Below are 11,255 nucleotides of genomic sequence, written 5' to 3'. Positions count from 1 at the left end.
AGGGGTCGTGCCAATCGCTCCATACAACCCGCGAAACACTGACCACCCGAAAGATATCGAGTACAGAGTCGAAGACCGCATCACCGAACACAGCGAGGACGTTCAGCTCAAGCAGTCAGTCTTAGACGAGACGTACAACCACCGGACAGGGGTCGAACGGACCAACGACGCAGTCAAGGACTGCGGCCTCGGGCACGTCCGCGCCCGAGGCCGCGTCCACGCACGAACAGAAGTGTTCCTGGCACTGTGTCTCCGGCTCGTCATTGCTATCACCAACTACGAGCGAGGAAACGAACCGGGCTGTGAGAAACTATGAGATGGATTCTATGACACGCTCTCTCGCTGGCCTACGAGCGCGAGGCCGACACGTTCGCCGTCGAGACGATGGGCGCGGCCCCGATGGCGAACGCGCTCGCCGCCCTCGCGGCTGACAACATGCAGAACCCGTTCCCGCACCCGCTGTACGAGACGTTCCACCACGACCACCCGCCCATCCCCGAGCGCATCCGGTACGTACAGGAGATGAGCGAGGAGACGGCCGAATCGGCCGAGGAGACGCCCGGCGACGGGACGCCATCCGCCTGAGACGTGTGCGTATCTTGTGACCCTACAGTCTGCATCGTCTTCCAATCGTGGCACGCGGTCACGCTACCCGCGGCAGAGATACCGGCTCCGTCATCGCGAACGTGTCGCACGCTCAGTCGTCCATCCACCGAGAACCGGCCACTTTAGTAGCTGGCTGACTGAACATTCATTCAACGATGGGCGACACGAGTCGGTTCGCCGCCGCCACCGAAGACGACACGCGGGCCGCCATCATGCGGGCCACGTACGACGCGCTCACGAGCCACGGCTACGCGAACCTGACGATACAGCGGATCGGTGACGAGTTCGAGAAGTCGAAGTCCCTCCTCTACCACCACTACGACGGCAAGGACGACCTCCTCGTCGACTTCCTGCGGTTCATGCTGGAGCACTGGGAGGCGAAGGCCGAGTGCCGCGAGGAGCAGGACCCGCGGGCACGCCTGGAGGCGTTGCTCGACCGGGTCGCCGGGGTCGAACTGGACGAGGAGACGGCGGCGTTCACCGCCGCGATGGAGGAGCTGCGCGGGCAGGCGCCGCACGACGCGGCCTACCGCGAGCAGTTCACGGAGCACGACCGCGCGCTGCGGGAGCGGTTCGCGGAGATCATCGCGGCGGGCATCGACGAGGGTTCCTTCCACAATGTCGACCCGGCGCGAGCCGCCGAGTTCCTGCTGACGACGGTCAACGGCGTCCGCATCCAGCGGGTCACCCGGGACGACGCCGGTGGCGTGGCGGCGACGCGGGCAGAGCTCGACGAGTACCTCGACGCGCGACTGTACAGGGGTGATGCCTGATGGGTGTCTTCGACGTGTTCCGCGGGCAGGACGAACTGGACCTGACCTCCGGCGGCATCGGCAAACCGCTGTTCCTACTCGCGCTCCCCATCGTCATCACGAACCTGCTCCAGACGGCGTACAACCTGGCGGACACGTTCTGGCTGGCGCAGCTGAACGAGACGGCGGTCGCGGCCATCACGTTCGGCTTCCCGATGGTGTTCCTGCTCATCTCACTCGGGATGGGGCTCTCGGTGGCGGGCAGCGTCCTCGTCGCCCAGCACACGGGCGCGGATGAGGAATCCGAAGCCGAGTACGCCGCCTCGCAGACGGTGCTGTTCGCGCTCGTCGCCTCGGCGCTGCTCGGCGTCGTGGGCTACCTCCTGGTCGAGGAGGTGCTGTGGTTCCTGGGCGCGCGCGGCGACGTGCTCCGCGAGGCGACGAACTACATGGAGGTCATCGCGCTCGGCATGCCGTTCATGTTCGGCTTCTTCGTGTTCATCTCGCTGATGCGGGGGTACGGCGACACGGTGACGCCGATGATCGTGATGTTCGGCACGGTCGTGCTCAACGTCGCCATCGACCCGCTGTTCATCTTCGGGTTCGGCCCCATCCCGGAGGGACTGGGCGTCCAGGGCGCGGCCATCGCGACGGTCATCTCCCGGGCGCTCGCGACCGCAGTGGGCCTCGGCATCCTCTTCCAGGGGAAACGGGGCATCGAGATACACCTCTCGCAGATGAAGCCGGGCCTGCAGTTCTTCCGGAAGATGCTGAACATCGGCCTCCCGGCGTCGATCGAGAGCACCGGCCGCTCCATCTCGGTGAACCTGATGCTCGTCGTCGTCGCCATCTTCACCGACACGTTCGTCGCGGCCTTCGGGGTCGGCATCCGCATCTTCAGCGTCATCTTCCTGCCCGCCATCGCGGTCGGGCAGGGCGTCGAGACGATGGTCGGCCAGAACATCGGGGCGGGCAAGCGCGACCGGGCAGAGCGCACCGCCCACACTGCCGCCATCGCGATGTTCCTCATCCTCTCGGCGGTCGCGGTGTTCGTGTTCGCGTTCACCGAGCCCATCGTCTCGCCGCTGTCGCCGAACGAGCGGGCGACCGAGATCGCGGTGACGTTCCTCCGGGTCGTCGCGCCGACGTTCGGCTTCATCGGGATGATGCGTGCCTACAACGGCACGCTCCGCGGCTCGGGGAAGACGATGCTCTCCGCGACGGTCTCCATCATGATGCTCGGCGTCATCCGACTGCCCATCGCGTACGTCCTCTCGCGGTCCATCGAGCCGTTCGCCAGCTGGGCACCCTACGCGACGGGCCAGGCGGGCATCTGGGCGTCGTTCGTGGTCTCGAACACCGCCGGCGCGCTCATCGCGTTCGCGCTCATCAAGCAGGGCTCCTGGCGGAAGAGCGACGTGCGCGGCGGGGCGGCGCCCGAGGCCAGCCCGACCGACGACTGATTCACGTTCGTGTATAGAATCGAATCTTGAGCCGCTGTTTTGAGCACGAATCCGAGGATTGAAGGGGTGCGTCGGCCAACCTCCGGCGTAATGACACACGTCATCGACGGCAACGCGGTCGCAGAATCCGTCCGGGACGACGTACGCGCGGCCATCGACGACCTCGAGGCCGAGGGCGTCACCCCCGGGCTGGCGACGGTGCTCATGGGCGGCGACGACGGGTCGGCGACGTACGTCTCGATGAAGCAGCGCGCCTGCGAGGAGGTCGGCATCGACGGCACCACCGTCGAGATCGACCCCGACGAACCCGCCGAGGCGCTGTACGAGGTCATCGACGACCTCAACGACGACCCCGCTGTCCACGGTATCCTCGTCCAGATGCCCCTTCCCGACCACGTGCCGAAGCGCGAGGTGCTCTCCCGCGTGGACCCGCTGAAGGACGTCGACGGCTTCCACCCCGAGAACGTCGGCCGGCTCGTCAGCGGCAATCCGCGCTTCAAACCGTGCACCCCCCACGGCATCCAGAAGATGCTCGCCGCGGCCGACGTCGACCCCGAGGGCATGGACGCGGTCGTCCTCGGTCGCTCCGAGATCGTCGGCAAGCCGATGGCGAACCTGCTCATGCAGAAGGCCGACGGCGGCAACGCCACGGTGACGGTCTGTCACTCCCGCACGCGGGACCTCGCCGAGAAGACCCGGAACGCCGACCTCGTCGTCGCCGCGGTCGGCCGTCCCGAGATGCTCACCGGCGACATGTTGAGCGAGGGGACGGTCGTCATCGACGTGGGCACGAACCGCGTCGATGCGGACACCGAGAAGGGCTACGAGCTCACCGGCGACGTGGACTTCGAGAGCGCGAAGCAGAAGGCGTCGGTCATCTCGCCCTCGCCCGGCGGCGTGGGGCCGATGACCATCACGATGCTGCTGTACAACACCGTCACGGCCGCCAGTCTGCAGTCCGGCGTCGACGTCGAGCTGTAGGTCGACACCACGGCCGCCAGCATGCTTCACCACACAACGCTCGTGCAGTCCTCGTCGTGACTGTCGTGTGGTTCTCCGGCCTGTTGGCCGGCCACCTCCCGCCCGGCCCCGGCATCGGTGAGGACCAGGCCTCGCGTGCTCCCGTGACGGGTACCGACACCCCGCTCTGGCGCGCCCGGTTCACGACCGACGCGCCGTCCCGGCACGACCGCGACCGAATCGGCTGGTAGCGGCACACGGGGTCGGCGGGGCGAGGCTCTTTCTCCTTGCGCTCGGTACACGCCCGCATGGCCGAGGAACCCCATCCGCAGGTGCAGGCGCTCCTGACGATGATCGAGTCGATGGACGTACCGAAGCTACACGAGATGAGCCCGCAGGAGGCCCGCGCGACCATGGACCCGCTGTTCGCCCGGGCCGCCGGCGAGGAACCCGTCGGCGCGGTCGAGGACCGCGCGATACCTGGCCCCGACGGCGACGTCCCGGTCCGTATCTACCGACCGGAGACCGAGGGACCGCAGCCGACGGTCGTCTTCTTCCACGGCGGTGGCTTCGTCATCGGGACCCTCGACACCCACGACGCGGTCTGTCGCGCGCTGACGAACGAGGCCGAGGCGGTCGTCGTCTCCGTGGACTACCGGCTCGCGCCCGAGCACCCGTTCCCCGCCGCCGTCGCGGACGCCCACGCCGCCACCGAGTGGGCCAGCGACAATCTGGGCGAGCTGGGCGGGAACGGCTTCCTCGCCGTCGCAGGCGACTCCGCGGGCGGCACCCTGGCCGCCGTCACCTGTCTGCTCGCCCGCGACCGCGGCCCGGCCATCGACCACCAGTGCCTCGTCTACCCGGCGACGGCGAGCGACGGCGACCCGGAGTCGTTCCCCTCCCGCGAGGAGAACGCCGACGGCTACTTCCTCGAGACCGCCGACATGGAGTGGTTCTTCGAGCAGTACATCGCGGACGAGTTCGACGCGTACAACCCGCTCGCGTTCCCGCTGCAGGCGCGTGACTGCTCCGGCCTGCCGCCCGCGCTCGTCATCACGGCGGGGTTCGACCCACTGCGGGACGAGGGGCGGGCCTACGCGGAGCGGCTCGAAGCCGCCGGCGTCGACACCACCTACCGCGAGTTCGAGGGGATGGTCCACGGCTTCGTCTCCATGCTCGGCGACCCCGGGGTCGACACCGCGCGCGCCGGCATCGAGGCGATAGCGGCCGAACTGGACGCCCGGGACGCCTGAGCGCGTGTGAGAATCAGTCGTCGGCCAGCCGGTCCTGCGCCCGCGACAGCGCCACCTCGTCGCCGTCCCTGACGTAGGTGACGACGTCGCGGAGCGCCTCGACCAGTGCGTCGGCCTCCCGCGGCGGCACGTCGCCCTCGAGCGCGCGAATCCGCTTCGCCCGCTCGTCCAGCGACGAGAACACCTGCGTGGCCGGTCGGTCCGGTTCGACGTCGTTCGCGTCCAGCCAGTCCCGCAGCTCCCGCCGGTACTCCCGCACCGCGTCCGCGGCGGCGAGCCCGCGCGCCTCGCGGAGCGACTCGGGCACGTCCGCCGGCTCGGGCCGGCCCTGCGTGTCCCCCTGGAGCAGTCGCAGCAGGTACCACTCCTCCTCGTCGCTCGGGTCGAACGAGCGGTCCACGAGGTCCGCGACCTGACGCAGCTCACCCGCCACCAGGTAGTCGTCGTCCAGCTCGCGCAGCTCCCCCGCGTCGACGAACCCGCGCTTGCGCTGGTACGCCCGGACCGTCTCCGCGACCGACCGCAGCGCCTCGTCCTCCGGCTCGTTCTCGAACCGCTCGCGCGCCTCGGTGAGGTCGAACTCGACCGACTGCGTCGTGTGCAGCTTCCGGTCGTCGTCGACGCCCACGCTGTGCAGACTCCCGCACTCCGGACAGGAGACGCCCCCGCTCTCGTAGTAGGACCACCGTGTCCCGCACTCCTTGCACTCGCGCTCGCCCCGGATCTCCATGTTGCTCGTGCGTTCGGGTGTCGTGGGGAAAGGTTGTCGGGTTCTGGCGTCGGGAGACGGGTCTCGGAGCGTCATCGGTACCGATACCAGGGGAACGGCTCCTCACCCGGGAGAACGGACCCGAACGCGGACAGCCAGAACTCCCCGACGGGCCCGTCGCTCCGCGTAGTCGTACAGCCGGACCTGCACGACCATCACGTTCATGCCGGATGGGGCACAATGGGGTGGTACGATGTCCACGGAGACACCCGAGGATAGAGGAAGTCGCACTGAAGCGGCTGGTCGAGAAATTCTCCGACGGAACTGACACCCCGACGGTCGTCCGCACGGACGACGGACTGCGACTGGCAGTCGACGGAGACGACTACGTTCTGACGCACGACACCGCCGCCGAGCTACGCGACCAGCTCGCGGACGCACTGACACGGACCCACGAGTTCGTCCACACGACCGGCACCCACCGGGCGGACGGCAGCTACGTCGTCGCCCGGCGCGGGGCCGACTCGACCGGCCACAGCAAAGTGTTCGAGCGCGTCGACGCGCTGGAGCGCCTGTACGACCGCCTGCCCGACAGCTTCACCGCCGAGGACGTGGGCCGAACCGGGCTGACCGGCGGCCGGCGGCACATGCTCGTCTGGCACCTCGCCGAGCACCCGGGCTTCGACTGCGAGCTGGTCTCGCGCCAGCCCCTCACGGTCGAGAAGGCCGGCGACGGGGGTGATACCGACGTGGCCGAGACACACGTCACGGCGCTGTCGGCCGACTGAGGCCACGGAGCGGGGCCGGACCGGGATGACCGGCCTGCCGGTGACCGCAGCCTTTTCCCCCGGGCCGTCGCAGTGGCGGCCATGCAGCCACGGCCATCAACGTTCTCCATCGCGGCCCGCGACCCCGCGACCGACGCGGTCGGCGTCGCCGTCCAGTCGAAGTTCATCGGCGTCGGCGCGGTCGTCCCGTTCGTCAGCGCGGACGCCGGCGCGGTCGCCACGCAGAGCTTCGCGAACGTCGCCTACGGCCCGGACGGGCTCGAGCTCCTGCGGGAGGGCCACACCGCCGCCGAGACAGTCGAACGACTCACCAGCGACGACGACGAGGCCGCCCAGCGACAGGTCGGCGTCGTCGAGGCCCCCGGCGGCGACGTGGGCGAGCGCGACGACAGCGTCGCCGCCTTCTCCGGCGAGGAGTGCTTCGACGTGTTCGGCGACGTCCAGGGCGAGCACTACACCGTGCAGGGCAACATCCTGGAGAACCGCGAGACGCTGACCGCCATGGCCGAGACGTTCGAGGCGATCGAGGGGGGCCTGCCCGAGCGCATGATCGCCGCGCTCCACGCCGGCAACGACGCCGGCGGCGACTCCCGCGGCGAGCAGTCCGCCGCGCTCTACGTCGCCAAGCCCGAGGGCGGCTACGACGGGAAGAACGACCGCTGGGTCGACGTGCGCGTCGACGACCACGAGCACCCCATCGACGAACTGGAGCGCGTGTTCCGGCTCTACGACATCACGCTGCTCGCCCGCGAGGAGCCCGACGACACGACGGAGCTGTCGGGCGAGACCGCCGAGGCCGTCCTCGGGACGCTCGCGGACCTCGGCTTCTACGACGGCACCGCGGACGAGGAGTTCGGCGACGCCGAGCGGGACGCCCTGGAGGACTTCCGAGGGATGAACAACTTCGAGAACCACAGCGTCGCCGTGCTCGAAGACGCCCTCGCGCGGGGCTGGGACGACGCCGACGGCGAGGGCGAGGCCCGGATGGTCGACGCCATCTGGCACGGGCTGCAACGGCTGGAGCGGAAATAATACTCGATTCGGGAGTTATATTTTATTTCTCTTGTGGATTCAGGAGTTAATTTGAAATACTGTCCTTACACCGACAAGAAGCCAATGTATAATTTATTTATACTCATATATTTAAAATAATTTAGATCGTAATTTTTAATACGTGGGGCCCCTAATCACCATTCGCAATGTCTGATGGAGGGAGAGAGACGCAGTGCGTCCTGAATTGAACAGGCGGAACATCCTGAAGGTCTCGGGAATGACCCTCGCCTCCGTGGGTATTCCGGTAACTACCAGTGCAGCCAGAACGGACCCAGAGATCTCGGCTGAGATGGTCGAACCGGGTCAGCCGGAAACCGCGAAACGGTTCGTCAGAGTGTCATTCGAACTGGGCGATACTCAGGAAGTCAGACAAGCATATCGGAACCTTTCAGACCGACAGCTTCGAACCGTGAGAGAAGCCGTCGAGAGGTTCTCCGAAGTGGAAGTAAAACTCGAAACGGAGGACGTAACGACGAACGGTATCCCCGCATCGAAAACAGCATCGGTTAACAGACAGATTGCGGGAGAGACGGTTCACTCGACCGAACACACAGTCGAACTAGAGCTCCAAAGTGACGGCGAGACTGTGATTAATGCAAGCCACACGTCAAGTGGCTCAGATGAAGCTCCCCTGTGGCATCATAAAGGATTGGATTATTCAGATATACAGGTAGTTGATGGAAGTAGCCAGGTTGATGCCTCGGCAATCCACAAATACGAGCACTCCGTGGGTGGGCAGGTTATCACAACGGACCTCGCCTACGTCGGTATCTTCTGGGATGACGGGTCGTTCAGCACCGATACTGATATTCAGTAATAAACAGTCTCTACAGTCGCATTTTTTAATACCAGCTTGGTACTGCCGAACATGGATACGCTATGTACTCTCGCTCGGAAAGAGTTCGATCAGGCTCTCCGTTGGCGCGGTTTGTGGCTTCTGACTCTCGTAGCTACATATCTTGCTTATGCAGGATGGGGGCAGTCATCTGGGTTGACAGAACCTCGGTCCTTGATTGTTACCGTACTTGGACCCGATCTTACCCTTGCTTCCCTCCACGTTCCAATCGTAATGTTGTTCTCCCTCGCTGCACTCATGCTGTCCTATCGGTCAGTCGTAGGTGCAAGAGCGAGCGGTAGCTTCAAACTCACCGCAGTGCAACCGCACTCACGAGCGGAGATCCTTCTCGCAACCGTCTTTGGACGGACAGCAGCTGTCTGGACCGCGGCAGGAGTGTCTGTTACGTTCGCAATCGGGGTCGGGATTCTACGATACGGGTTCCCCGATGCAGTATCGTTAGTCTTGACGCTAAGTGCAACGGGCCTGTACTTGTTTACAATCGTCTGTTTCGGGACGGCAATATCCGCTGCAGTGGAGCGGCGGGGAACCGCTGGGACGATCGTAACTGGGTATTATTTGGGAATGAATTCACTGTGGCTCACCGTCACTCATCCAGCACTGTACGCCCAGTTGACTGGTGTGAACGTCCTCTATTCGGAGCCCCCACAATCAGTGCCACTATTTTTCTCTAGGCGAGTCGTACCGAGAGGTGCATATGACGTGTTACTCAATACGGCGATAGGGACAGGAAATGCGACCGGTTATGTCGAATCCGTTCTGGTCGACTCTGAAGCAATGGGAGCGGATATCGCTCATATTCACCTAGTACAATTGGTGTTTGATGGGTCACTCCCGCTGGTGCTGGAACCACTTTTTAGTGTGGCCATCTTGCTACTGTGGGCTTTAATTCCCCTATCGATCGCGTACATTCGATTTTCGAGGAAAGACCTCGTACGATAGGAGATCAATAACATGACAGCTATTCGCACATCCAACCTTACAAAACGGTACGAAGGGGTTACGGTCGTAGATAATGTATCACTATCAGTCAAAGAGAACACGGTTTATGGTCTTCTTGGACCCAACGGTGCCGGGAAATCTACACTATTAAATATACTGCTTGGGCTGGTACAGCCGAGTGGTGGCGAAGCAACCGTCCATGGGTTCGATACCCGGACCGAGTCACTATCAGTACGGGAGCGTGTTGGTGCCCTACCGGATCGGTTCGACGTGTTCCCCCGACTGACGGGGAAGCGACACCTTGAATATGTTATCGATGTTCGAGGTGACGAATCGGAACCTAGCAGTCATTTAGAACGTGTTGGGCTCGGAGATGCAGCCGACGATGTCGCAGAGAATTACTCCCGTGGAATGCAACAACGACTCGCCCTCGCGATGGCGTTGGTCGGTGAGCCCGAGGTGCTGATCTTTGACGAGCCGTTCTCGGGCTTGGACCCTGACGGTGCTCGGATGCTTCGGAAGATAATCTCTGAGGAAGCTGACCGCGGGGCGACAATTCTCGTCTCGAGCCACTTGTTAGACCACGTCGAACGCGTCTCCACACACGTCGGGGTCCTCTCCGAAGGGCGTCTGATTGACGAAGGTACACCTGATGAGCTTCGTTCCCGTCTCGATAGCCCACATCGGTACGAACTACGGGTCAGCTCCAATGCTGGTGCGGTCCACGACAGACTTCGAAGCATAGCAAATATTTCAAGGATTGACGTATCCGGGAACGAATTGACGATTGCAGCTACCGAGCCTATCGAGGCTGAACTGGTGTTCAAGACTGTCGAGGACGACGACATCCGAATCGATTCGTTCACACCAATCCAGCCGCCGATGGAGGAGCTATTCAACGCGTACGTCGGCGATAACTCGTGAACTGGCGACCGGTTGCGCGACTCGAGTTTGACCGACTAATGCGTAGTCGTGGAATTCGAATCTTTTCGCTACTACTGATAGTAAGCTTCGTCCTGAAATTGAGTGCTGCAGGTAATTATCAGGAACAAGTTACTGCTACGACGCTTGTTATTGGCTCGTTGCAACAATCGACAGTGCTTCTTGTCGTTCTGGGAACGCTCCTGCTGTCACACAGACCAATCGCTGGCAGTCGGGAAGATGGGAGCATCCGTCTCCACCTTACGCAACCACAGACGAGATTCGCTTTCGTCATTGGAACGCTGATCGGGCGAGCAGGTGCTATGTGTCTCCCGGTCGTGATCGGTTGCATACTTAATCTCTCTGTTGGCTGGATACTTTACGGCACAGTAGATTTATTCGCAATCTCAGTAAGTTTCGTTACCGTCGTACTCTACGTATTCACTGGTACGAGCATCGGGACGGCGATTTCAGTGACTGCTCCGACGGGACGGATTGCCACACTGGGGACGATAGGGTATCTTTTATTCGGTGTGATACTGTGGCCTGCGACAGGGGAAATCCTTCGCCCAGCCTTCTCGGCTTTACTTCCACTCGGTTCGGCCGAGTTAACGATGTTCGTCCGTAGACTTTCACCGAATCGAGCATACATTCTCGTGACTAATGCGCTGGCAGCCGTAGGGAACTCGGCAGCCCCTTGGTCGAGAGTCATCTCTGCAGAGGCAGCTTCCGAACATTTGAACCTGGCGGCCGAAGGTGTGGTCGGGACGGACGAACTCTGGTTACACCCGGGTATCGGGGTACTCGTACTACTATTCTGGACGACAGTACCGCTCGGGCTCGGGTTCCTCACGTTCTATCGTGCGGATATTAGCTGAATGCTCCCGTCTGTGTACTGGATTCGATTGCACTAACGACACCCTTTTTGCCGTAACGCGGCGATGGAACACCG

Annotated in this window: 14 protein-coding genes; 13 read left to right on the top strand and 1 reads right to left on the bottom strand. The window is 63.5% G+C overall.

Annotation, left to right across the window (positions count from 1 at the left end):
* The 7 genes from BLT27_RS14475 to BLT27_RS14450 all read left to right on the top strand — a co-directional run.
* Positions 1-316: transposase (locus tag BLT27_RS14475; RefSeq protein WP_139172245.1), on the top strand; the 316-nt coding region annotated here is incomplete at its 5' end.
* A gap of 26 nt (positions 317-342) precedes the next feature.
* Positions 343-585 (top strand): M48 family metalloprotease, encoded by a 243-nt coding sequence (locus BLT27_RS14470; protein WP_089735128.1) that lies wholly within the window; start codon positions 343-345, stop codon positions 583-585.
* A 176-nt stretch (positions 586-761) separates the two neighbouring features.
* A complete protein-coding gene (locus tag BLT27_RS14465; protein ID WP_089735126.1) occupies positions 762-1,379 on the top strand; it encodes a TetR/AcrR family transcriptional regulator in 618 nt (205 codons plus the stop codon).
* Entirely contained in the window at positions 1,379-2,821 is a 1,443-nt protein-coding gene (locus BLT27_RS14460; protein WP_089735124.1) for an MATE family efflux transporter, read from the top strand. The genes BLT27_RS14465 and BLT27_RS14460 overlap by 1 nt, the downstream gene beginning before the upstream one ends.
* 90 nt (positions 2,822-2,911) lie before the next feature.
* Positions 2,912-3,802 (top strand): tetrahydrofolate dehydrogenase/cyclohydrolase catalytic domain-containing protein, encoded by an 891-nt coding sequence (locus BLT27_RS14455; RefSeq protein WP_089735123.1) that lies wholly within the window; start codon positions 2,912-2,914, stop codon positions 3,800-3,802.
* Between the two features lie 56 nt (positions 3,803-3,858).
* Positions 3,859-4,032: a hypothetical protein gene (locus tag BLT27_RS19870; RefSeq protein WP_175526475.1), complete on the top strand. Its 174-nt coding sequence runs from the start codon at positions 3,859-3,861 to the stop codon at positions 4,030-4,032.
* 57 nt (positions 4,033-4,089) lie between these two features.
* Positions 4,090-5,034, top strand: coding sequence for an alpha/beta hydrolase (locus BLT27_RS14450; RefSeq protein WP_089735121.1), 945 nt, complete (start codon positions 4,090-4,092; stop codon positions 5,032-5,034).
* Positions 5,035-5,047: 13 nt separating this feature from the next.
* Here BLT27_RS14450 and BLT27_RS14445 read toward each other — a convergent pair whose 3' ends face one another.
* Positions 5,048-5,764 (bottom strand): DUF7117 family protein, encoded by a 717-nt coding sequence (locus BLT27_RS14445; protein ID WP_089735119.1) that lies wholly within the window; start codon positions 5,762-5,764, stop codon positions 5,048-5,050.
* Positions 5,765-6,102: 338 nt separating this feature from the next.
* Here BLT27_RS14445 and BLT27_RS14440 point away from each other — a divergent pair, with 338 nt between their 5' ends.
* The 6 genes from BLT27_RS14440 to BLT27_RS20510 all read left to right on the top strand — a co-directional run bounded on the left by BLT27_RS14440 (position 6,103) and on the right by BLT27_RS20510 (position 11,181).
* Positions 6,103-6,531, top strand: a complete 429-nt coding sequence (locus BLT27_RS14440; RefSeq protein WP_368086036.1) for a DUF7528 family protein — start codon at positions 6,103-6,105, stop codon at positions 6,529-6,531.
* A gap of 81 nt (positions 6,532-6,612) precedes the next feature.
* On the top strand, positions 6,613-7,563 hold the full coding sequence (locus BLT27_RS14435) for a DUF1028 domain-containing protein (protein WP_089735117.1): 951 nt from the start codon (positions 6,613-6,615) through the stop codon (positions 7,561-7,563).
* A gap of 238 nt (positions 7,564-7,801) precedes the next feature.
* Entirely contained in the window at positions 7,802-8,401 is a 600-nt protein-coding gene (locus BLT27_RS19255; protein ID WP_139172349.1) for a hypothetical protein, read from the top strand.
* 51 nt (positions 8,402-8,452) lie between these two features.
* A complete protein-coding gene (locus tag BLT27_RS20515; RefSeq protein ID WP_089735115.1) occupies positions 8,453-9,382 on the top strand; it encodes an ABC transporter permease in 930 nt (309 codons plus the stop codon).
* Positions 9,383-9,394: 12 nt separating this feature from the next.
* Positions 9,395-10,306 (top strand): ABC transporter ATP-binding protein, encoded by a 912-nt coding sequence (locus BLT27_RS14425; RefSeq protein WP_089735113.1) that lies wholly within the window; start codon positions 9,395-9,397, stop codon positions 10,304-10,306.
* On the top strand, positions 10,303-11,181 hold the full coding sequence (locus BLT27_RS20510; RefSeq protein ID WP_175526474.1) for an ABC transporter permease: 879 nt from the start codon (positions 10,303-10,305) through the stop codon (positions 11,179-11,181). The genes BLT27_RS14425 and BLT27_RS20510 overlap by 4 nt, the downstream gene beginning before the upstream one ends.
* The last annotated feature ends 74 nt before the right edge of the window (positions 11,182-11,255 follow it).

Source organism: Haloarchaeobius iranensis (assembly GCF_900103505.1).
In the GTDB taxonomy this organism is placed as follows: domain Archaea; phylum Halobacteriota; class Halobacteria; order Halobacteriales; family Natrialbaceae; genus Haloarchaeobius; species Haloarchaeobius iranensis.
This window is presented reverse-complemented; position numbering and strand designations above follow the sequence as displayed.